The organism is Delftia sp. PE138 (assembly GCF_018320755.1).
Lineage (GTDB): Bacteria > Pseudomonadota > Gammaproteobacteria > Burkholderiales > Burkholderiaceae_C > Comamonas > Comamonas tsuruhatensis.
The window spans coordinates 237,537-257,695 of the sequence record NZ_JABEPN010000004.1; the positions used below are offsets into that span (position 1 = coordinate 237,537).

General features: G+C 65.5%; 21 protein-coding genes. 9 read left to right on the forward strand and 12 right to left on the reverse strand.

What is annotated here, in order from left to right:
* Positions 1-125 precede the first annotated feature (125 nt).
* Both HFGMBDPB_RS29910 and HFGMBDPB_RS16070 read left to right on the forward strand, forming a co-directional pair.
* Complete coding sequence (locus HFGMBDPB_RS29910) at positions 126-257, forward strand: hypothetical protein (RefSeq protein WP_283248050.1); 132 nt, start codon at positions 126-128, stop codon at positions 255-257.
* 413 nt (positions 258-670) lie between these two features.
* Complete coding sequence (locus HFGMBDPB_RS16070; protein ID WP_249343463.1) at positions 671-1,810, forward strand: SH2 domain-containing protein; 1,140 nt, start codon at positions 671-673, stop codon at positions 1,808-1,810.
* A 212-nt stretch (positions 1,811-2,022) separates the two neighbouring features.
* Here HFGMBDPB_RS16070 and HFGMBDPB_RS16075 read toward each other — a convergent pair whose 3' ends face one another.
* The 7 genes from HFGMBDPB_RS16075 to HFGMBDPB_RS16105 form a co-directional block, all read right to left on the reverse strand.
* Positions 2,023-2,712, reverse strand: a complete 690-nt coding sequence (locus tag HFGMBDPB_RS16075) for an ANTAR domain-containing response regulator (RefSeq protein WP_212645774.1) — start codon at positions 2,710-2,712, stop codon at positions 2,023-2,025.
* Positions 2,713-2,714: 2 nt separating this feature from the next.
* Positions 2,715-3,863 carry a transporter substrate-binding domain-containing protein gene (locus HFGMBDPB_RS16080; RefSeq protein WP_047219025.1) on the reverse strand — a complete coding sequence of 383 codons (1,149 nt, stop codon included), beginning with the start codon at positions 3,861-3,863 and terminating at the stop codon, positions 2,715-2,717.
* Positions 3,864-3,943: 80 nt separating this feature from the next.
* Positions 3,944-5,680, reverse strand: coding sequence for a nitric oxide reductase activation protein NorD (locus HFGMBDPB_RS16085; protein WP_212645775.1), 1,737 nt, complete (start codon positions 5,678-5,680; stop codon positions 3,944-3,946).
* Positions 5,681-5,692: 12 nt separating this feature from the next.
* Positions 5,693-6,550: a CbbQ/NirQ/NorQ/GpvN family protein gene (locus tag HFGMBDPB_RS16090; RefSeq protein WP_212645776.1), complete on the reverse strand. Its 858-nt coding sequence runs from the start codon at positions 6,548-6,550 to the stop codon at positions 5,693-5,695.
* Positions 6,551-6,622: 72 nt separating this feature from the next.
* Complete coding sequence (locus HFGMBDPB_RS16095; RefSeq protein WP_043791758.1) at positions 6,623-7,660, reverse strand: aliphatic amidase; 1,038 nt, start codon at positions 7,658-7,660, stop codon at positions 6,623-6,625.
* 307 nt (positions 7,661-7,967) lie between these two features.
* Positions 7,968-9,377, reverse strand: coding sequence for a GntP family permease (locus tag HFGMBDPB_RS16100; RefSeq protein ID WP_212645777.1), 1,410 nt, complete (start codon positions 9,375-9,377; stop codon positions 7,968-7,970).
* Between the two features lie 21 nt (positions 9,378-9,398).
* A complete protein-coding gene (locus HFGMBDPB_RS16105; protein ID WP_212645778.1) occupies positions 9,399-9,911 on the reverse strand; it encodes a hypothetical protein in 513 nt (170 codons plus the stop codon).
* A gap of 110 nt (positions 9,912-10,021) precedes the next feature.
* Here HFGMBDPB_RS16105 and HFGMBDPB_RS16110 point away from each other — a divergent pair, with 110 nt between their 5' ends.
* Entirely contained in the window at positions 10,022-12,256 is a 2,235-nt protein-coding gene (locus tag HFGMBDPB_RS16110; RefSeq protein WP_016454629.1) for an NADP-dependent isocitrate dehydrogenase, read from the forward strand.
* A 155-nt stretch (positions 12,257-12,411) separates the two neighbouring features.
* On the opposite strand, the gene rbp is transcribed toward HFGMBDPB_RS16110, so the two are convergent.
* Both rbp and HFGMBDPB_RS16120 read right to left on the reverse strand, forming a co-directional pair.
* On the reverse strand, positions 12,412-12,759 hold the full coding sequence (gene rbp / locus HFGMBDPB_RS16115) for an RNA-binding regulator (protein WP_016445960.1): 348 nt from the start codon (positions 12,757-12,759) through the stop codon (positions 12,412-12,414).
* Positions 12,760-12,870: 111 nt separating this feature from the next.
* Entirely contained in the window at positions 12,871-13,080 is a 210-nt protein-coding gene (locus HFGMBDPB_RS16120) for a hypothetical protein (RefSeq protein ID WP_016445961.1), read from the reverse strand.
* Between the two features lie 315 nt (positions 13,081-13,395).
* Between HFGMBDPB_RS16120 and HFGMBDPB_RS16125 the strand changes: the two genes are divergently transcribed.
* From HFGMBDPB_RS16125 to fur, 6 genes are all read left to right on the forward strand, one after another.
* Positions 13,396-13,839 carry a Fur family transcriptional regulator gene (locus HFGMBDPB_RS16125; RefSeq protein ID WP_017405058.1) on the forward strand — a complete coding sequence of 148 codons (444 nt, stop codon included), beginning with the start codon at positions 13,396-13,398 and terminating at the stop codon, positions 13,837-13,839.
* Between the two features lie 66 nt (positions 13,840-13,905).
* On the forward strand, positions 13,906-15,126 hold the full coding sequence (zigA, locus tag HFGMBDPB_RS16130) for a zinc metallochaperone GTPase ZigA (protein ID WP_026062298.1): 1,221 nt from the start codon (positions 13,906-13,908) through the stop codon (positions 15,124-15,126).
* A 95-nt stretch (positions 15,127-15,221) separates the two neighbouring features.
* Positions 15,222-16,112 carry a GTP cyclohydrolase FolE2 gene (gene folE2, locus HFGMBDPB_RS16135; protein WP_016445964.1) on the forward strand — a complete coding sequence of 297 codons (891 nt, stop codon included), beginning with the start codon at positions 15,222-15,224 and terminating at the stop codon, positions 16,110-16,112.
* 44 nt (positions 16,113-16,156) lie between these two features.
* Positions 16,157-16,306, forward strand: coding sequence for a type B 50S ribosomal protein L36 (ykgO, locus tag HFGMBDPB_RS16140; RefSeq protein ID WP_013802515.1), 150 nt, complete (start codon positions 16,157-16,159; stop codon positions 16,304-16,306).
* Positions 16,303-16,863: a gamma carbonic anhydrase family protein gene (locus tag HFGMBDPB_RS16145; protein ID WP_016445965.1), complete on the forward strand. Its 561-nt coding sequence runs from the start codon at positions 16,303-16,305 to the stop codon at positions 16,861-16,863. The genes ykgO and HFGMBDPB_RS16145 overlap by 4 nt, the downstream gene beginning before the upstream one ends.
* A 17-nt stretch (positions 16,864-16,880) precedes the next feature.
* Positions 16,881-17,330 carry a ferric iron uptake transcriptional regulator gene (gene fur, locus HFGMBDPB_RS16150; RefSeq protein WP_016454632.1) on the forward strand — a complete coding sequence of 150 codons (450 nt, stop codon included), beginning with the start codon at positions 16,881-16,883 and terminating at the stop codon, positions 17,328-17,330.
* Here fur and HFGMBDPB_RS16155 read toward each other — a convergent pair.
* The 3 genes from HFGMBDPB_RS16155 to HFGMBDPB_RS16165 are packed head-to-tail and all read right to left on the reverse strand — an operon-like array spanning position 17,317 to position 20,146.
* A complete protein-coding gene (locus HFGMBDPB_RS16155; RefSeq protein WP_017405060.1) occupies positions 17,317-18,102 on the reverse strand; it encodes a DNA alkylation repair protein in 786 nt (261 codons plus the stop codon). The two genes, fur and HFGMBDPB_RS16155, sit on opposite strands and share 14 nt — an antisense overlap.
* The gene (locus HFGMBDPB_RS16160) at positions 18,099-18,590 is read right to left on the reverse strand and encodes a MarR family winged helix-turn-helix transcriptional regulator (RefSeq protein WP_016445968.1); all 492 of its coding nucleotides are present in this window, start codon (positions 18,588-18,590) and stop codon (positions 18,099-18,101) included. Before HFGMBDPB_RS16160 ends, HFGMBDPB_RS16155 begins: the two co-directional genes overlap by 4 nt.
* 23 nt (positions 18,591-18,613) lie before the next feature.
* Entirely contained in the window at positions 18,614-20,146 is a 1,533-nt protein-coding gene (locus HFGMBDPB_RS16165; RefSeq protein WP_212645779.1) for a PepSY domain-containing protein, read from the reverse strand.
* Between the last annotated feature and the right edge of the window lie 13 nt (positions 20,147-20,159).

Here is a 20,159-nt window from a genome sequence, read left to right on the forward strand (position 1 = left end):
ATGACCAAACGCGCTGCAAATTGTATGAATTTGTGTATATTGTGTCTATCACTGAAACTTGGTAGTTACTCCGGCTAGGCGGCCTGGCCCTGCGGTGGTCGTCCCAAGCCTGCCAGCTTCGAGGGATGAGCACGGAATACAGGCAGTTTCCGCAGTGGGAACGCATCAAGCTGGACTACAGGGCCGGCATCAAGGGCCTGAGGCAGATCGCAGCAGAGCAGAACATCAGCCAGGGGGGCGATCCGCAAGCGCGCTGAGAGTGATGACTGGAGCTGGATGCTGTCGGGTCGCATCCAGGACAAGGCCGAGCAGTCGGTACGCAAGGAGGCGGTACGCAGCGAGGTCTGCGCGGAACGCAGGGCGTCCGAGCGGCCCACGGCCCTTGTGCGCTCACTGCGACTGCCAAGAAATACGGCAGGACTGAGAGCCATTATTCGAACTCTTCGGTGCCCGAGGAATGATCGTTTCTGAATGGCAGGCTTCGCTTGAGAATAGATCCGCAGGTGGTGATGACTGGACAAAGCGTCAACTTCCGGAGGGTGCTCTGAGGCTATATTCCGTCTGCGGGAAGCTGCGTTCGTAACTTGAACGCATGCGCCTGGGAGGGGGTTTCATGCGTGCGCCTGAAGCTGTGTCAAGGCTTGCGATAAATATTCAGAGGAAATTGGCAATGGGTATCGCTTTTCGTCAGACTGAAATCAACATCAAGATTGCCAAGAAGCAAGGCAAGGAGATTTCCAAGCTTCTGCAGGACAAGGGATGGATTGCCGAGGATATGCCGTTGGATGCCGCAATGGCAGCTATTGGCTGGCATGGAAAATATCAAAAAACTCTGCTGATAATTGATGAGATTGATGTTGAAAAAATAACCAAACAGGTATCCGAACAGTTTGAGGCGCTGGCTGCTTTTGTGCGAGATGGAAGCTTCGTCCGTTTTGAATCAGAGGAGAGCAGTAAAGACTACGCTCTATGTGTTTTCGAGGGGGGCAAGGCTCATGGCTATGGATGGCTGGGAACCCGTGAAAAGACCGCAGTGGTTGCCGCCATCGGAACTGTGCCCAGCGGTCCATGGAATGAGTATATTCATGACGAATCGCCTTCCCGAGAAAAGCTGACAGATCACCGCTATTGGGCGGTGATGGCCTGGAAAATGGCTGAGTACATTCAGTTCATTGCTCAGAGTTCCAAGAGCTTCAGTGCCAAAGATAAGGAACAAGCTTATTGGATCATCCGCGCTGGTGAGGCCGCCAGAACCACTTTACTGGGGACGCGTCCTTTGCTCGTTCAGGATATTCAGATGTATGAGAAGGATGTGAGTCAGATTCCGCGGCTCATTGCAAGCGACTTGCATGAGGTGAAACTGCGCTGGTTAAAAGGGCCGCGTAAGAAGTTAGCAGCGTTGGATTTTGACATCAATGCTGGTGAATTGCAGGCGCTCCTCCGCTACCGTGATACATTTGCGCCGACGAAAGAGTTCTTGGCTGATGGACAGGAGGGTGTATATCAACCGGAAGTGCTTGAATTCTTAGAATGCCTGCGTGATGCGTCTTGGTTTCAGCAGCTTTGCAAGCTGGCGAAGGATGGCGATAAACGTACGGAGGTCATCCTGGAGTTTCACGGGTGGATGTCCGATGTAATGGAAACTGCCGATCTGAAGGAGCTTTTGTTTAAACTGCATTGGATTGCCTCCGCTGACAAGGGAAGCGCTGCCATCGTTCCTGGTTTGAGCAGTGAAGAGATTTCTTCGTATATGGCTGGCGAAATCTACAACGCAATGCAGAGAATCAGCCAACTGGCCGCGACAAAGTAAGGTTGCTGAGAGGCTTCTCTTGTAGGCGAAAGCACTCTGCTATCAACCGACCATGTGAAGCCTCAGTTAGCGAGCATCAGCACGTCGTGCCGAGCCCGACAGCCTCGGCGTCGGGGGCACTTTTCTTGACACGCTGCATGCGTTCAAAAGAAAGAGGACCCTGGTTCCCCGGGGCCAAACCATGGCTGCTGGCGGCAGGAGTCCTGCGTGATTTACCCGCCCACGCCCTTGCCCAGCGACAGTATTTCGCTCGCATGCACGATGGCTTGGGCAATCTCCTCCACCGAGCTGCGCCGGCTCATGGCCTGGGCGCGGATCATGTCGTAGGCCTGGTCTTCGTTGATCTGGTGGGTCTGCATGAGGATGGCCTTGGCTTCGGCCACGCGGCGCTGGCCCAGCAGCTTGGCCTGGAGCTTGGCGATGCGCTGCTGCTGCTGGCGTGATTCCTTGTGGTTTCTGCGCGCCAGCACCAGGGTGGACAGCAGGCCGAAGGAGCGGATGGGCGTGGGCAGGATGGCCTGCACTTGCAGTTCCAGCACGGCGGAGACGATGGTGGGGTTCTCGTAGTTGACCACGGCGATGGCGGTGGGCGGGCTCTCTCCCTCGCCCTGGGTCCAGGTGTAGTTCAACTGCAGGTGGTCGGGGCGAACGGCCAGGAAGACCACGTCCGTGCCTTCGGGCAGGCTGGGCTGGGGCGGCCAGATGGCCTGGACCTGGCAGCCTATGCGCTGCAGTTGCTGGGCCAGCAGTCGGCCGTCCGCGTCGTCGGGGTGGACGATGGCAATGCGCAGCTGGCGCAGTTCCTTGAGCTGGGGCGAGGTGGCGCGCAGCAGCGGCTTTCTTTCCAGCAGCGGCCGGCCTGTGGCAGCGCTGCCGGTTTCCTTGTTCGGTTCGGCATCCACGCTCAGTTCTCCAGGGCACCGAGGCTGGCGGTCCAGTCGCCCAGTGAATGGGTGACCAGATAGGGGTCGGGCGAGACGGCCCGGGTGGCCTGGCGCACGATGGTGAAGCCGCCTTGGGCATTGGCGCGGCCCACGCGCGGGTACAGCCAGGTGTGGTGGTTGCCGGGATCGAGTCGGATGCGGCCCTGGGGCGCGTCGAACTCGCTGCCCAGCAGATGGGGCAGCAGCTCGCCGATGCGGTCGCTGCCGGCCTGGCGGAAGGCGTTGGCGAACAGGTGCATCTGAAAGTAGGCGGCTTCCCAGCACAGGTTGGGCCGGCAGTCGTCGCCCAGGCGCTGGCGCAGCCGGGCCAGGCAGCGCGCATTGGCCGGTGAATCGATGGACTGGAAGTAGGGCGCGGCCGTGAAGTGGCCGGCCGCCACGTCGGCACCCATCTGGGCGATCTCGGCCTCGGAGGTGGTGAGGCTGGCAATCGGCATGGTCTGCGGATTGAAGCCCGCCTCTGCATAGGCGCGGTAGAGGCTGGCCGTGGAGTCGCCGACCACGGTGGAGAAGATGAAGTCCGGCTGCCTTGCGCGGATGTCCTGCATGATGGCCGCGTAGTCGCGCTCGGTGGCATCCAGCGGCAGGTAGTGTTCACCGAGTTTGTCGCTGCCCGGGTGCTGCATGACCAGCTCGCCCATGATGCGGTTGGACTCGTAGGGATAGATGTAGTCCGAGCCGATGAGGTAGACCCGCGCGCCGAAGCTGCTGGTCATGTAGTCGGCCAGCTGCACGCTGTTCTGGTTGGGCGCGGCGCCGGTGTAGATGACATTGCCCGAGAACTCGAAGCCTTCGTAGAGCGTCGGATAGAACAGCAGCCGGTTCCACTTCTCGACGATGGGGATGACGGCCTTGCGGCTGCTGGACATGTAGCAGCCGAAGATGACGTTGATGCCGTCGCGCACGATGAGCTGCTCGGCCAGGGCCGCATAGCGGGCCGGCGTGGAGGCCGGGTCGTAGCGCACTGCGACCAGTTCACGCCCCAGCAGGCCGCCCGCCTCGTTGATTTCGTCGATGGCCAGCTGCGCGCCCTGCAGCTGGGACTGGCCGATGGTCGATGTGGTGCCGGTGGCCGAGTAAAGAATGCCGACTCTGACGGGGTCGTTCATGGGTTCCTTCTGTGCCAAGTGCTGGCGTGCGTTCTTTGCAGGCTTCAGGTTAATCGAGATTTCCGTGGCGCTTGCCGTGGTCAGCGGCCGGCTGCGAGCCTTGCGCCCATCTGGGACAGCCGCCTTGGCAGATGCCGCGCGTCGTCGGCAATGCCGTAGTTGCGCCCGCCAAAGATGTGGCGCACATAGCCGTCGGCCTGGCTGTCCACGGCCAGGCAACTGATGCGTATGCCTGCGGCGCGGGCCTGCTGCACGGCGCAGCGCGCGTCTTCGATCAGGTAGCGGTCGTCATGCACGTCGATGTCGGCGGGTGCTCCATCGGTGATCACCAGCAGATGGCGCTGGCCGGCAGGCTCGGCCGCCAGCAGGCTGCTGGCGTGGCGCAGGGCGGCGCCCAGGCGTGTGGAATGGCGCCCCTGCAGTGCCTGCAACCGGGTGGCCGCTGCTGCGGCAAAGGGTTGGCCGAAGTCCAGCAGGCGCAGGTAGCGGACTTCGGCGCGCGTGTTGGACGAGAAGGCGTGGATGGCCAGGCGGTCCACGCCGGTCCTGCGGCCTGCGCGCGACTCGGCCAGCATGAGGGCCGCCTGTTTCTCCAGCTCCAGCAGGCTGGCGCCGTGGAGGCCGGGCGTGTTGACCGATTCGGAAGCGTCCATCAGCACCAGCACGCTGGTGGGGCGCGGGCCTTTGCCGGCCCGCATGAAAAGGCGTGGTTCCGGGCGCAGGTTCAGGCGGCGGTCCACCTGGACCTCGATGGCGGCGTTGAAGTCCAGGTCGTCGCCTTCCCACTGGCGGCGCAGGCGCTGGCGCCGGTCCAGCTGGCGTGCGGGCGGCAGCGGCAGGGGCGGCAGTGTCTGTCTGCCGGCCTGGGAGCCTTTGCCGGCCAGAGCCTCGGCCTGCCATGCGGGCAGGGTGTCGATGACGGTGCACCAGTCCGTCTTCAGGCGCTCCAGCCTGCGATCCCATTCGGGGTAGCTGTGGCGGGACAGTTCCAGGCCTGGGTCCAGGTCCAGCGACTGGCCTTCCTGTGCATCGGACTGCTGTCCTGCGCCGGCCGATGGAGGAGGGGCCGCACGCGCAGCGGACTGCTGCAGCGCGAGTGTGTCTTCCTCGCCCTGGGGCGACTCCGGATGCTGCCAGAGATAGCTGTTGTCATCACGGTAGGTGCTGGGCACGGCATGGTGCTGCGGGTCCATGCGCACGCGCATCTGGCCCAGGTCGTTGGCCAGGATGGAGGCAATGGCCCGGAATGCGGCGTAGTCCTCCAGGCCATGGCGCGTGGCGGTGTCCTCGAACAGGTCACGGGCCTTGTGGATCCAGTGGTTGCCGTCCATGCGCTCTGGCCACAGCAGGATGCGGTCCAGCCGGGCCATGAAGGAGGCAAAGCCCAGGTCCGATGGGTCGGGCTCGGGGGCGATGCAGGCCTCGAACCAGCGGCGCACGCCGGGGTGCTGCAGGCACAGCAGCCGTTCCACGCGCGCATCTTCCAGTGCGGCCACCACGGCCTGGCCCATGGGCTTGAGGGCGCTGCTGTCCTGGCGGGCGGGCGAAAAGCGCAGGTGGGCTGCGGCATGGGCCATCGTCGCTGCGTGCAGGTGTGCCTGAATGGGCAAGTTGGCGGGAATCAGCAGCCGGGCAGGCTGGCTGATCAGCACGGCGCGCGGCGGCAGGGCGTGGGCCTGGCCCGGCGCCGGGGCACTGGCCGGCGCCCTGGCCAGCGCCTGCACGGCGACAGGCTGGCGCGCGAGGCCGCTGGCCAGCAGGCCCAGCGTGTGCAGCAGACGGGACTCTTCGGGCAAGGCAGCGGAGACGATGGCCATGGCGCGCGGCCCTCAGGCGCCGAACTCGGCTTCGACCAGCTGGCGCAGCGCGGCGGCGGTGTCGGGGTCGTCGGTCAGGGCGCTGGTGATGGTCATGTCGCAGCTGTCATGCACCGAGACGCCGTCGCGGATCAGCAGGCCCGCGTAGATCAGCATGCGGGTGGAGGCGCCTTCGTCCAGGCCCCGGTGGCGCAGTTCGCGCGTGCTGCGCGCCAGGCTGACCAGGCTGCGAGCGGTGGCCGGGGCAATGCCGGTCTCGTGGGCCACGATGTCCGCCTCGATCTCGGGCGCCGGGTAGTCGAAGTCCAGGGCCGCGAAGCGCTGGCGGGTCGATGGCTTCATGTCCTTGGCGCTGCTCTGGTAGCCGGGGTTGTAGGAGACCACCAGCTGGAAGTCGGGATGGGCATGCACCACCTCGCCCTTCTTGTCCAGCGGCAGGGCACGGCGCGCATCGGTCAGCGGGTGAATGACGACCGTGGTGTCCTGGCGGGCCTCCACCACCTCGTCCAGGTAGCAGATGCCGCCGTGGCGCACGGCCAGGGTCAGCGGGCCGTCGTGCCAGGCCGTGCCGTCGGCATCCAGCAGGTAGCGGCCCACCAGGTCGGAGGCCGTCATGTCCTCGTTGCAGGCCAGCGTGACCAGGGGGCGCTTGAGCGCCCAGGCCATGTACTCCACAAAGCGCGTCTTGCCGCAGCCCGTGGGGCCCTTGAGGATGAGCGGCATGCGGTGCTGGTAGGCCTGGCGGTACAGCTGCACCTCGCGGCCCGAGGGGCGGTAGAAGGGCTCTTCCTCGATGCGGTAGGCCGCCAGCGGGTCGGCGGCCTGGTTGGCAGGAGCGTGCAGCGGGCCTGTGGTTGTTGTCGTGCTCATCTTCACTCTTCACCTTTCCGTGTTCATATGCGGGCCTGCCCCCAGGCCTGCAGGCTCGGAGGCAGGACGCTGTCAGCGGTGCCTGGGCGCCTCGTGCGGAATGCCTTCGATGGGGCATTCGGGCGTGCCTACGGTGGTGCGCGTGAAGGACTCCACCATCTCGCGCGTGCCCTCGGGATCGTTGACCCACTGGCTGTAGAAGTTGTAGGGGCAGGCGGCCACGCCCTTGTCCCCGTCGCCGGAGTTGATGGTACCGGTGTAGCCCCGGTGCACCAGCTTGAACAGGTGGTTCTGAGACTGGCCGTTCTTGCGCGCATCGCGGATCAGGTGCTTGGACAACTCGGCGTACTGGATGCCCATTTCCTCCTCGCCGGTCTCGCCCAGGGTGCGGCCGTCGAAGCCGATGATGGCCGAGTGCCCGAAGTACGAGTACACGCCGTCGAATCCCGCCGCATTGGCCACGGCCACGTAGCAGTTGTTCATGAAGGCCATGGCCTTGGAGACCATGATCTGCTGCTCCTTGGCCGGGTACATGTAGCCCTGGCAGCGCACGACGAGCTCGGCGCCGCGCATGGCGCAGTCGCGCCAGATCTCGGGGTAGTTGCCGTCGTCGCAGATGATGAGGCTGATCTTCAGGCCCTTGGGGCCTTCGCTCACATAGGTGCAGTCGCCCGGGTACCAGCCCTCGATGGGCACCCAGGGCATGATCTTGCGGTACTTCTGCACGATCTCGCCCTGGTTGTTCATGAGGATCAGGGTGTTGTAGGGCGCCTTGTTGGGGTGCTCCTCATGGCGCTCGCCGGTCAGCGAGAACACGCCCCAGACATTGGCCCTGCGGCAGGCGTCGGCAAAGATTTCGGTCTCTTCGCCCGGGATGGCGCTGGCCGTGTCGTACATCTCCTTGGCGTCGTACATGATGCCGTGCGTGGAGTACTCGGGAAAGATCACCAGGTCCATGCCCGGCAGGCCGCGCTTCATGCCTACCAGCATGTCCGCGATCTTGCGGCAGTTGTCCAGCACCTCGGCCTTGGTGTGCAGGCGCGGCATCTTGTAGTTGACCACTGCCACGCCGACGCAATCGTTGCTGCTGGAAATATCTCCGTGTCTCATGCTGCTGCTCCTGAAGGGGTTGAGGGGGCGGCGTGCGGCATCGCTGCCCCTTCGATTCCCGGCCAACAAAAAAAGGCCCGAACCGCTCCAGGTCAGGGAGCGGTTCGGGCCTTGTTGCCCGACATCGGCGCTGGCAGCTTTGGCAGCGGATGTCGTCTTGTCGGTGATGCGGGAATGAAGCGGGGCGATGCCTTATCGCCGTGCATGCATTGTTGCCATGCACCCGCCCCGCGCATATACGTCATATGCCGGTTGTGGCGGGCGCGATGCCGTGGTATTTCCCGCGCGCGCTCTGCGCCCTGGTCCCTCAGAAGGACCCGAACATGGTGCCGAGCGTGATCACCAGCACCAGGGCCAGCAGGGGCGCGCCTATGGTCATGATGGCGATGTTGCCGTACGACTGGCGGTGCGTGAGGCCGCAGATGGACAGCAGCGTGATGATGGCGCCGCTGTGCGGCAGGGTGTCGAAGCAGCCGGCCGCCATCACGGCCACGCGGTGCAGCAGCTCGGGGCTGATGCCCAGCTGGGCGGCCATGGCCAGGTAGTCCTTGCCCAGCGTGGACAGTGCAATCGACAGGCCGCCGGACGACGACCCCGTGATGCCTGCCAGCACGTTCATGGCCACGGCCTCGGAGATCAGCGGGTTGTGGGGCGCCACGTTGAGCACGGCCTCGCGGATGATGGCAAAACCGGCCAGGCTCGCGATGACGGCGCCGTAGCCCACTTCCGAGGCGGTGTTGAAGATGGGCAGCATGGAGCCCAGCACGCCCTTGTTCACCGATTCCTTGAGATTGCGCCAGCGGCCCAGGCCCAGCAGCACCAGTGCGGCGCAGGCCACGGCCAGGGACAGGATCAGCGCCCACAGGCCCGTCTGCTTGGCCGGGTTCACGGCAGGAAAACGGTCCTTGAGGAAGCCCAAATCCATTTGCGGGAACACGCCGTAGGTCAGCAGCGCGTTGACCGCGATCACCAGCACCAGCGGCAGCAGGGCCAGCAGCAGCGGCAGGTCCCGGCGGCTGTGCAGGGGGGGGCCGCTTTCGTCATGCAGGCCCTGCTCGACGGCATCGTCATGGTCGCCGTAGCCTTCGCCGGCCACGCGCGCCTTGGCCGCGCGCGACTGCAGCCACCACAGGCCCAGGGCCAGCATGGTCATGCCGCCGATGATGCCCAGGCCCGGCGCCGCGAACACGTTCGTGCCGTAGTAGGGAATGGGAATGGCGTTCTGGATGGACGGCGTGCCCGGCAGCGCCGTCATGGTGAAGGTGAACGAGCCCAGCGCGATGGTGGGCGGTATCAGCCGCTTGGGCACATGGGCCGCGCGGAACAGCGACTTGGCAATCGGATAGATGGCAAAGGCCACCACGAACAGCGACACGCCGCCATAGGTGAGCACGGCGCAGGCCAGAACCACCGTGAGGATGGCGTGCTTCTCGCCCAGCACGCGCATGATCCAGTGCGATATCGCGGTGGCCGCGCCCGAGTCGGCCATCAACTGGCCGAACAGCGCGCCCAGCAGGAACACGGGGAAGAACTGCAGCATGTAGTTGCCCAGTGCGCCCATGAAGGTGCTGGTGTACAGCGGCAGCATATGGCCCAGGTCGCCGGACAGCAGCACGGCCACGGCGGCCATCAGGGGGGCCAGCAGCAGCACGGAGATGCCTCGGTAGGCCAGGAACATCAGTCCCGCCAGTGAAATCACGATTGCCAGGGTACTCAAATCGTCTCCAGTCCAGTAGTTCTAGTCAAAAAGACAGAATAAAGGCGGATGGATGACAATTTGGCGTAATTGGCGTGCTTTGTAGATGACTTGGCGCAATATGTCGCCACGTTTACCCGTGTTCCCGGGCATTGGCGTGCGATTGCTGCCCCAGACGCCGGTGCTGGCCGGGGGCGTTTCCGACCCGGCCTGTGTGTGCCGTGAACAGCGCTTGATCAGCGCCTGATCACGGGGTTTTCGCCGGGGGTGTTTGCCCGCCGCTTCGCGCACGATGAATCGTTGTGGATGTATCGGCTCTGGGTGTGGCCCGGTGCTCTGCCATGCTTGCGTGTTCGTCACGCCACAGCATTTTTTGCATGGCAGAAAACGCAGGGGCTCCAAGCCGTTTCCCTGTGAAAACAGGGCCTGAATGCCGCTGTAAAACCCTAAGTCTTCTACAAGACTTAAAAAATCCGGCAGGTTCCGCTTAGAATTTTGTATTGTGGGATCGCATTGCAGAAAACGCCGGGGCAGCATGCTGGCGCGACGGGGCATTGCGTGACGGTCCTACAGCGTCAGGCTGCACCGGCCAGTTTCCCCTAGCGGATGCCCGGTTCGACGGCCTGCGGCGCGACCCCTACCTTTTTCACTACCTGAGACAAGAGATGAGCACGCAGCAACCCACCATCATCTACACCCTGACCGATGAGGCCCCGCGCCTGGCCACCAGTGCCTTCCTGCCTGTGGTGCGCGCCTTTGCAGCACCCGCCGGCGTGAATGTCGAGACCGCCGACATCTCCGTGGCCCACCGCATCCTGGGTGAGTTCTCCGAATTCCTGGCCGAAGACCAGCGCGTGGCCCACACCCTGTCCGAGCTCGGCAAGAAGACGCTGGAGCCCGATGTCAACATCATCAAGCTGCCCAACATCAGCGCCTCCGTGGCCCAGCTGACGGCTGCCATCAAGGAGCTGCAGGGCAAGGGCTACGCACTGCCCGACTACCCCGAGAACCCGTCCAACGACCAGGAAAAGGACATCAAGGCGCGCTACGGCAAGTGCCTGGGCTCGGCCGTGAACCCCGTGCTGCGTGAAGGCAACTCCGACCGCCGCGCTCCCGCCGCCGTCAAGAACTACGCCAAGAAGCACCCGCACTCCATGGGCGAGTGGAAGCAGTGGTCGCAAACCCATGTCTCGCACATGGAGCACGGCGACTTCTACCACGGCGAAAAGTCCATGACCCTGGACAAGGCCCGCGACGTCAAGATGGAGCTGACCACCAAGAGCGGCAAGACCGTGGTGCTCAAGCCCAAGGTCGCGCTGCAGGCCGGCGAGATCATCGACTCCATGTTCATGAGCAAGAAGGCGCTGTGCGACTTCTACGAAAAGGAACTGGACGACTGCCGCGACGCCGGCATCCTGTTCTCGCTGCACGTCAAGGCCACGATGATGAAGGTCTCGCACCCCATCGTGTTCGGCCACTGCGTGAAGATCTACTACAAGGAAGCCTTCGAGAAGCACGGCAAGCTGTTCGACGAGCTGGGCGTCAACGTCAACAACGGCATGTCCACGCTGTACGAGAAGATCGAGACGCTGCCCGCCTCGCTGCGCGAAGAGATCATCCGTGACCTGCACGCCTGCCAGGAACACCGTCCCGCGCTGGCCATGGTGGACTCCGCCAAGGGCATCACCAACTTCCACTCGCCCAACGACGTGATCGTCGATGCGTCCATGCCCGCCATGATCCGCCAGGGCGGCAAGATGTGGGGCGCCGACGGCAAGCCCTACGACTGCAAGGCCGTGATGCCCGAGTCCACCTTTGCCCGCATCTACCAGGAGATGATCAACTTCTGCAAGTGGCATGGCAACTTCGACCCCAAGACCATGGGCACCGTGCCCAACGTGGGTCTGATGGCGCAAAAGGCCGAAGAGTACGGCTCGCACGACAAGACCTTCGAGATCGAGGAAGACGGCGTTGCCAACATCGTCGACCTGGCCACCGGTGAAGTGCTGATGAGCCAGAACGTGGAGCAGGGCGACATCTGGCGCATGTGCCAGGTCAAGGATGCGCCCATCCGCGACTGGGTCAAGCTGGCCGTCACGCGTGCCCGCAACTCCGGCATGCCTGCCGTGTTCTGGCTGGACCCCTACCGTCCGCATGAGGCCGAGCTGATCAAGAAGGTCAACACCTACCTCAAGGACTACGACACCACGGGCCTGGAAATCCACATCCTGTCGCAGGTCCGCGCCATGCGCTACACGCTGGAGCGCGTGGCCCGTGGCCTGGACACCATCTCGGTGACCGGCAACATCCTGCGCGACTACCTGACCGACCTGTTCCCCATCATGGAACTGGGCACGTCCGCCAAGATGCTGTCCATCGTGCCGCTGATGGCCGGTGGCGGCATGTACGAAACCGGTGCCGGCGGCTCCGCTCCCAAGCACGTGCAGCAGCTGGTGGAAGAAAACCACCTGCGCTGGGATTCGCTGGGCGAGTTCCTGGCACTGGCCGTGTCGCTGGAAGACCTGGGCATCAAGAACGGCAACGACAGCGCCAAGCTGCTGGCCAAGACCCTGGACGAAGCCACCGGCAGGCTGCTGGACGAGGACAAGTCGCCTTCGCGCCGCACCGGCGAGCTGGACAACCGCGGCAGCCAGTTCTACATCGCCCTGTACTGGGCGCAGGCCCTGGCTGCCCAGACCGAGAACGCCGAGCTGGCCGCCAAGTTCGCTCCCCTGGCCAAGCAGCTGGCGGACAACGAGTCCAAGATCATCGAAGAGCTGCGCGCCGTGCAGGGCAAGGCCGTGGACATTGGCGGCTACTACCAGCCCGACGTGGCCAAGATGGACGCCGTGATGCGCCCCAGCGCCACCTTCAACGCCGCCATCGACGCGCTGCGGTAAGCCACTTCGCCTTTGCCGGGGCCAGACCCCGGCAGGCTTGAAGCATGACCGGCCGGCCCGCAAGGGCGGCCGGTTTTTTCATGCCGACATCGGCAGAAAACCGCAGGCGAAAAAAAACCGGCCCAGAGAGCCGGTTTTCTTGGAATTGGACGCTATCAGTAGCGACCGCCGCCGTGGCCGCCATTTCCATAGCCGACGTCGGCACGCTTGCCTGCATAGCCTTGCGGGCTGTAGCCACCCGAGCTGCGGCCTTCTTCGCGAGGACGCGCCAGGTTCACGACAATCGAGCGTCCGTCCACGGACATGCCGTGCAGGCCGGTGATGGCGGCCTGGGCGACTTCGGCAGAAGCCATCTCCACAAAACCGAAGCCCTTGGAGCGGCCGGTTTCGCGGTCCATCATGACCTTGGCGGAAGCCACGCTGCCGAATTCGGCGAAGTTGCTTTCCAGGCTGGAGTCGGTCACGGAGTAGGGCAGATTGCCCACGTAGATTTTGGTGGTCATAGGAAAACCTCTTTGCTTAGATGTGCGCAAACGGGCGCACCGTTGGAATGCAGGCGGAGGACTGTGCAATCCGCCGCAGGAAATGGATAGGGGTTCGCAGCAAGCGGGCCATCAGCACGCAGGCGGGTGCTGCATGCAGGTCTGAAGCCAGCCTTGGGTGACGGCAAACAGCCGTGCCGCTTCGCTGGAGGCGAATGCCTTGTCGAAACGGAATACGCGGCAGTAGCTGCCGTTGCCCTGGGAGCGATGGACCGAGAAGGAGGCACGGAAGCGGCCGCAGTCGGTCGGGTGTGTCGAGGGCGAGACGACGTACTTGCCCATGGGAATGCCGGTGTTTGAAATGTGGTTCAGTCAGGTTCGCAGCCTTGAAAAGGCCTGCGTGAGCATCTAGGAACTCGGTTGGCTGCAGCTCTACAGACCAACTGGGCGACAAAGGTCGCGAAACACATCCTGCAGGAAGCGGCTGGCAAGCCGTTGCGCGGGAGATGTGGTTGCCGACTCAGGTACTGGGTACGGGTCTCGACAACGGTGCTGACTATATCCTGTTGAATATTTAAACGCAACTTAATATTCTTTTTAATTGTAAAAACCTGCCTGACAGCCGTTGTTTTGTTATGTTATAACGTCACAATTCTGATGTGGCGCAACATCGCCAACCGTTTTCTGGAACAGGAAATCACCATGCCCACCCCTTTGACCGCCAACCAGCAACGGGTGCTCGACGCCCTGCGCCAGGCCGGTGCACCGCGCACGGCCTATGCACTGCTCGACCAGCTGCGTGACCACGGGCTGAGCGCCCCCACGCAGGTCTACCGCGCGCTGGACAAGCTGGCCGAGCAGGGCGTGGTGCACCGCCTGGAGTCGTTGAACGCCTATGTGTGCTGCTCGCACCCGGATGAGGGCAGCCATGACTTCTCGGCCTTTGCGATCTGCGACAGCTGCGGGCAGGTGGACGAGTTTGTCGACGACGCGCTCAACCGCTGCCTGGGCAGCTGGGCGCATGGCCATGCATTTGCGCTGGCCCATTCGAACATCGAGCTGCATGGCAAGTGCTCTGCCTGCACTGCGCTGCATGCCTGAGGCCCTGCCTGCCGCACGCGGCTGCAGTGCCAGCAGCGTGCTCCCTTTCCCTGCTTGAGAGATTCCATGATGCATACCGTAGCGCCGGTTCAGCCGCCGCATGCCCGATTGCCGGTGACCGTACTGTCGGGCTTTCTGGGCGCGGGCAAGACCACCTTGCTCAACCACATCCTGCACAACCGCGAAGGTCGGCGCGTGGCCGTCATCGTCAACGACATGTCCGAGGTCAACATCGACGCTGCCCTGGTGCGTGATGGCGGGGCCGACCTGTCGCGCACCGACGAAAAACTGGTGGAGATGAGCAACGGCTGCATCTGCTGCACGCTGCGCGAGGACCTGCTGGTGGAGGTGGCGCGGCTGGCGGGCGAGGGCCGCTTCGACCAGCTGGTCATCGAGTCCACGGGCATCTCCGAGCCGCTGCCGGTGGCCGAGACCTTCACCTTCGCGGGCGAGGACGGACGCAGCCTGGGCGATGTGGCGCGGCTGGACACCATGGTGACCGTGGTCGATGCCTTCAACTTCCTGCACGACTATGGCTCGCGTGACAGCCTGCGCTCGCGCGGCGAATCGCTGGGCGAGGAGGACCGCCGCACCGTGGTCGATCTGCTGATCGAGCAGGTGGAGTTCTGCGATGTGATCGTGCTCAACAAGATCGACCTGGTCACCGACGAGGACTGCAGCCGGCTCATGGCCATCCTGCGCGGGCTCAACCCGCGTGCCAGGCTGGAGATCGCGTCCTTCGGCCAGCTGCCGCTGGATCGCGTGCTCGATACGGGGCTGTTCGATTTCGAGGAGGCCTCCAGGGCGCCGGGCTGGCTGCAGCAGTTGCGTGGCACGCACCAGCCCGAGACCGAGGCCTATGGCGTTGCCAGCTTTGTCTACCGCGCCCGCCGCCCCTTTCATCCCCGGCGCTTCTTCGGCCTGGTGCAAAGCGAATGGCCGGGCGTGGTGCGCTCCAAGGGGTTTTTCTGGCTGGCCAGCCATCCGGCGCTGGCCGGCTCCTGGTCGCAGGCCGGCGCCGTGGCCCGCCATGGCCCGGCCGGGCACTGGTGGGCCGCCGTGGAGGCCGAGCGCTGGCCGCGCGACCCCGAAAGCGTGCAGCGCATCCTGGACAAATGGGTCGATGGCGTGGGCGACGCGCGCCAGGAACTGGTGCTGATCGGCATGGGCATGGACGAGCAGGCGCTGCGCGCACTCCTGGACGAATGCCTGCTGACCGATGCGGAAATGGCCATGGGCCCGCAGGCCTGGACGCAGTGGGACAACCCCTTTCCCGGATGGAACTGATGCCCGGCCGGTACCGAGCCGGCCCTGAGTCGGCCCTGAGCCGACATTGAACGCTTGCCGCGCCGCCCTCGCGGGCGTGGCCCCTGGAGCCCCGAATGCTTGCACCTCTTCCCGATGTTTCCCTGACCGATCCCGCGCCCAGCCTCAGCCCGCTGCAATGGGTGGGCATGCAGGGCATAGACCTGCCCGTGACCGTGGCCGAGCCCGGCTACTGGCGCGAGCTGCATGCGCGCGCCGATGTGCAGGTCGATCTTCCTGCGGCCCATGTCAAGGGCATACACATGTCCCGGCTGTACCGGCAACTGGACAGCCTGGCCGAGGAATCCGCGCTGTCTGCCCTGGCGCTGCGCCATGCGCTGCAGGCCATGATCGACAGCCACCTGGACTGCCAAAGCCGCAGCGCCCGGCTGCGCCTGTCGCTGGACCTGCTGACCCAGCGGCCCGCCCTGGTCACCCACGATCTGTCGGGCTGGAAGTCCTATCCCGTGCGCCTGGACGCCACGCTGGCGCAGGGCGTGTTCCAGCTGCGGCTGCAGGTGGGCGTGGGCTATTCCTCGACCTGCCCCTGCTCGGCGGCACTGTCGCGCCAGTTGCTGGAGCAGGGATTTTTGCAGGCCTTTGCGGGCGAGCCGCTGGTTGAGCCGGACCAGGTGGCTTCCTGGCTGCGCCGGCACGGCACGCTGGCCACGGCACACAGCCAGCGCAGCGAGGCCCAGGTCAGCGTGGACCTGGCCTGTGATGCGCCCGACCTGGGCATCCTGCCCCTGATCGCCCGCGTGGAGCAGGCGCTGGGCACGCCCGTGCAGACCGCCGTCAAGCGCGCCGACGAGCAGGCCTTTGCCGCGCTCAACGGCCGCAACCTGATGTTTGTCGAGGATGCGGCGCGCCGCATACAGGCCGCGCTGGAAGGCAGCTACGCCCAGCCGCGCGTGCATGTGCGCCACATGGAGAGCCTGCATCCGCACGACGCCGTGTCCTGGGCATGACCGGCGAGCCGGCCCCCGTTTGTCTACAACCCAAGGAGTTTCCCATGCAAGTGCTCTCGTCCCTCAAGGAAGCCAAGCTGCGCCATCGAGACTGCCAGGTGGTGCGCCGCCGCGGCCGCATCTACGTCATCTGCAAGAGCAACCCGCGCTTCAAGGCCCGCCAGGGCGGCGCAAAGAACAGGCGCAAGGGATGATCCGCAAGAACCCGCGCGGCGACCTGCCGCGCATCCATGCCAGCGCCTTCGTGGACCCCACGGCCATCCTGTGCGGACTGGTGATCGTGGAGGAGAACGTCTTCATCGGCCCCTATGCGGTGATCCGTGCCGACGAGATGGATGCGGACGGCCACATCGATCCCATCGTGATCGGTGCCCACTCCAACATCCAGGACGGGGTGGTGATCCACTCCAAGTCGGGCGCGCGCGTCAGCGTGGGGCAGCACACCTCGATCGCCCATCGCGCCATCGTCCACGGACCCTGCACCGTGGGCAATGGCGTGTTCATCGGCTTCAACAGCGTGCTGTTCAACTGCGTGGTCGATGACGGCTGCGTGGTGCGCTACAACGCCGTGGTCGATGGATGCCACCTGCCGCCAGGCTTTTATGTGCCGTCCACCGCGCGCATAGGCCCGGAGACCGACCTGTCCACGCTGGCCCAGGTGCCCGCCGACGCCAGCGATTTCTCCGAGGACGTGGTCCGCACCAACAACGAACTGGTGCGCGGCTACAAGGCCATCCACAATGAGTTCTGACCGGCCGGGAGGGCTGCATGTCCGATTCCGCTGACCTCAAGAACCTGGGGCTGAAGGCCACGCTGGCGCGACTGTGGGTGCTGGACATCTTTCGCCACGGGGACCAGCGGCATCTGGCGGCGGAGGAGGTCTATCGCCAGCTGCATGACCAGGGCCGGGGCACCAGCCTGGCCACGGTCTACCGCGTGCTGGCGCAGCTGGAGCAGGCCGGGCTGCTGCGGCACCAGCGCTTTGCGGCGGGCAAGGCGGTCTATGAACTCGATGACGGCGAGCACCATGACCACCTGATCTGCACACGCTGCGGCCTGGTGCAGGAGTTCCACGATGCGGTGATCGAGCAGCGCCAGAAGCTGCTGGCGCGCTCGCATGGCTTTGCCATCGTGGAGCACTCCCACATCCTCTACGGGCGCTGCGTCAAGCCGGACTGCGAGCGGCTGGCGGGCCGGCAGGCACCTACCGCTCCTTGAGGCTGCGCTGCGCACGCTCGCAGATGCGGCGCGTGGCGGGCACGGGCGATTCCTGGAGCCATTGCGCACACAGGGCGCGCACCCAGTCAGGCCGGCTCTTGGCCGCGTCGTTGAGCCAGTTGGCCACCGAGTCCTGCACATAGGGCGAGGCATCGGCGCGCAGCCGCTGCAAAAGGGGCAGGGCGATCTCCGGCTGCTGCTTGAGCGCCGCGATATGGCTGCACCAGACGCCGCGCGGCCGCAGGGCCTCGCTGGCGAAGCGGCGCAGGCGGTCGGAGGGCCGCCTTGTCCACCGGGACAACTCGGCCACAGCCTGCGGCAGATCGCTGGCCAGATGCGGGCGCACGCCCATCCACGACCATTCGCGCACGCCGAAATGCGGGTCATCGGCCAGCGGCTGCACCAGCTCCAGGCGTTGGCTCAGGGTCAGGCCCGGCTGCGCACCGGCCATGAAGCAGGCCCAGCCGCGCACCGTGTCAGAGCGGTGCGTGAGGCAGCGCTGCCAGCCGGCCTGGCCCAGCGCCTGCCACAGCAGGCCGCCAATGCACTCCATGCGCTTGAGAATGCCAAGCTGGCCCAGCGCCTGCGCCGTGTCCTCCAGTTGCGGCCACGCGTCGGGAAAGACGGCCTGCAGCAGCCGGGCCTGGTCCACGGCCAGGCTTTCGGTCAGCGTGGCGGTCTCGATCTCGCCCAGGGACAGGGCCTGCAGCAGTTCGGGAGTGATATCGACCTTGCGGTTGGCGCCCTTGCGCCGGGGGGCGGGCGCCTTCATGCGCTGGCCTCCAAGCCTGCGGCGGCCTTGGCCAGCAGCTTTCCCAACTGGCCGCGTTCGGCGGGCGACAGGTTGGAAAACAGGCCGGCGATCCATTGGCTGTGCCGGGCAAACAGCTTGCGCGCCAGCTGGCGGCCCTTGGCGGTGAGCTGCACGCGCAGCGCGCGGCGGTCGGCCGGGTCGGGCAGGCGCTCGGCCAGGGCCTCGCGTTCCAGGCCGTCCAGCAGGCCGGTCACGGTGGCGCGGGTGATGCCGGCCTGCTCGGCCAGGTGGTTGGGGGCCAGCCCTTCGCTGGCGGATTCCAGCAGGAACAGCAGCACGAAGCGCCCTTCGGACAGGCCATGGGGCGCCAGCAGCGCGGCGCAGTCACGGTCGATGCGCGCAGCCAGGGACAGGGTCTGGAAGCACAGCCGCATGCTGTCCACGTCGTCCAGCTTGCGGCGCTCGGCCTCGGCCAGCAGGGCCTGGTATTTCTGTTCGAGTTGCATGTGGCAAGCATACAGTATGGTGGCTAACCATGTGCGCCCGCCTTGGCCGTTGCCGGCATCCGGGCTCCGTGGCTGCGCTTTTTGCGCAGCCGGCGCAGGCCGATGACCACGCCCGTGGCGCTCATCAGCAGGCCGCCCAGGCTGAAGGCCAGCAGCAGCGCATCCCACAGCGGCCGGCGCTGCAGCAGCGGCAGCCAGTCCCAGCTGTGCAGCATGGCGAACAGCCAGCGCTTGAGGCGCTGGATGCCGTCCAGCCGGCCCAGCACCTGGCCCGTGTGCGGGTCGATGTGCACCCAGCTGGCCGCGGCATCGCCAAAGACCACGCGCAGAACGGGCAGGGGCTTGTCATGGCCGCCCATCATGGTGTGCTCGGCGCGCTCGTACCAGTACAGGTCGTGCGCGGTCAGCCATTCACTGCGCAGCACGGGTGCGTCGATCAGCACGGCCGCGCGGTCCAGCAGGGCCTCGCGCGAATGGGCTGCGGGCGCGGCGCTGGCGCTGTCCAGCACCAGGGGCGTGCCGGCTGCGGGCTGGGCCAGCACCTCGGTGCGGCCTGCGGTGCGCAGCCAGCGCAGTTCGCGCACGGGACCGCCCGCCGCGGCGATCAGCGACTGCGGCGTGGCGTCGTCCCCGGTCAGGCGCAGCGGGCCCTGTTGCCACCGGGCCATGTGCAGTGGCGGCGTGCCCGTGTCGAACAGGCGCCAGGGGTTCATGGACATCAGGCCGCTGAAGATCCAGGCCAGCGTGGTCAGCGCGAACAGCAGGCCCGCCACATGGTGCCAGCGCATGGCGCGGCCCGGGTAGGGCGTGCGCAGGCCGCTGCGGTAGGGCTGCCTGAACCGCCAGCGCATCACCCCGACCACGGTGCCGGTGATGGCCACGGCAATGCCGACCAGCGACAGCACGTTGACGATGTCGGCCCAGGCGCCATCAAAGGCATTGCCCCGGAACATGTACAGCCAGTGCAGCCAGGCGCCCAGGTAGTTCCAGCCGCGCTCGGTGCGCGTGGCATCGCGCACCACCTCGGCCGTCCGGCCGGAGATGTAGAGCAGCGTGCCCTGGGCATCGTCCATCTGCACGCGGTGCAGGGGGCGGTGGATGTCCAGCGCGCGCGAGTGGCTGAAGGCATCCTCATCCACCGTGCCCAGGTAGTGCAGGCCCGTGCCGTCCCCCGCGAAGGCGCGGGCACTGGCCAGGGCCTGCGCCTGGCTGGTGGCACCCAACACCTGGCCGCTGGCCGCATCGATGGCCACGGGCTGGCGCCGCCCCTCGGGCGTGACCAGGTAGCTGGCACGGCCGGCGCTGCCGGCATGCAGGCGCAGGTCCTTGAGCGGGCCGTCGATGCCGGCCGCGCGCAGCGCCTCGGCGGGCGCGAGCAGGGCGGCGTTGCCATTGAGCGCCGGCAGGTGGCGCAGCCGCTCGGCCTGCGTGAGCTTGGGGTAGCCCACGTACATCATCACCATGCCCGAGACAAACCACAGCGCAAAGAACAGGCACAGGGCAATGCCCAGCCAGCGGTGCAGCAGGAACAGCCAGCGTTTGAGGTGAAGGCGCATGGTGCGTCTCCTG

What these genes read in the sequence shown, in the direction of transcription:
- HFGMBDPB_RS16070 (WP_249343463.1), top strand. Translation starts at nt 671, where the DNA reads ATGGGTATCGCTTTTCGTCAGACTGAAATCAACATCAAGATTGCCAAG.
- folE2 (WP_016445964.1), top strand. Translation starts at nt 15,222, where the DNA reads ATGCTTGCACCTCTTCCCGATGTTTCCCTGACCGATCCCGCGCCCAGC.
- HFGMBDPB_RS16110 (WP_016454629.1), top strand. Translation starts at nt 10,022, where the DNA reads ATGAGCACGCAGCAACCCACCATCATCTACACCCTGACCGATGAGGCC.
- fur (WP_016454632.1), top strand. Translation starts at nt 16,881, where the DNA reads ATGTCCGATTCCGCTGACCTCAAGAACCTGGGGCTGAAGGCCACGCTG.
- rbp (WP_016445960.1), bottom strand. Translation starts at nt 12,759, where the DNA reads ATGACCACCAAAATCTACGTGGGCAATCTGCCCTACTCCGTGACCGAC.
- zigA (WP_026062298.1), top strand. Translation starts at nt 13,906, where the DNA reads ATGATGCATACCGTAGCGCCGGTTCAGCCGCCGCATGCCCGATTGCCG.
- HFGMBDPB_RS29910 (WP_283248050.1), top strand. Translation starts at nt 126, where the DNA reads ATGAGCACGGAATACAGGCAGTTTCCGCAGTGGGAACGCATCAAGCTG.
- HFGMBDPB_RS16165 (WP_212645779.1), bottom strand. Translation starts at nt 20,146, where the DNA reads ATGCGCCTTCACCTCAAACGCTGGCTGTTCCTGCTGCACCGCTGGCTG.
- HFGMBDPB_RS16120 (WP_016445961.1), bottom strand. Translation starts at nt 13,080, where the DNA reads ATGGGCAAGTACGTCGTCTCGCCCTCGACACACCCGACCGACTGCGGC.
- HFGMBDPB_RS16080 (WP_047219025.1), bottom strand. Translation starts at nt 3,863, where the DNA reads ATGAACGACCCCGTCAGAGTCGGCATTCTTTACTCGGCCACCGGCACC.
- HFGMBDPB_RS16155 (WP_017405060.1), bottom strand. Translation starts at nt 18,102, where the DNA reads ATGAAGGCGCCCGCCCCCCGGCGCAAGGGCGCCAACCGCAAGGTCGAT.
- HFGMBDPB_RS16085 (WP_212645775.1), bottom strand. Translation starts at nt 5,680, where the DNA reads ATGGCCATCGTCTCCGCTGCCTTGCCCGAAGAGTCCCGTCTGCTGCAC.
- HFGMBDPB_RS16160 (WP_016445968.1), bottom strand. Translation starts at nt 18,590, where the DNA reads ATGCAACTCGAACAGAAATACCAGGCCCTGCTGGCCGAGGCCGAGCGC.
- HFGMBDPB_RS16095 (WP_043791758.1), bottom strand. Translation starts at nt 7,660, where the DNA reads ATGAGACACGGAGATATTTCCAGCAGCAACGATTGCGTCGGCGTGGCA.
- HFGMBDPB_RS16090 (WP_212645776.1), bottom strand. Translation starts at nt 6,550, where the DNA reads ATGAGCACGACAACAACCACAGGCCCGCTGCACGCTCCTGCCAACCAG.
- ykgO (WP_013802515.1), top strand. Translation starts at nt 16,157, where the DNA reads ATGCAAGTGCTCTCGTCCCTCAAGGAAGCCAAGCTGCGCCATCGAGAC.
- HFGMBDPB_RS16105 (WP_212645778.1), bottom strand. Translation starts at nt 9,911, where the DNA reads ATGCCCCGTCGCGCCAGCATGCTGCCCCGGCGTTTTCTGCAATGCGAT.
- HFGMBDPB_RS16125 (WP_017405058.1), top strand. Translation starts at nt 13,396, where the DNA reads ATGTGGCGCAACATCGCCAACCGTTTTCTGGAACAGGAAATCACCATG.
- HFGMBDPB_RS16145 (WP_016445965.1), top strand. Translation starts at nt 16,303, where the DNA reads ATGATCCGCAAGAACCCGCGCGGCGACCTGCCGCGCATCCATGCCAGC.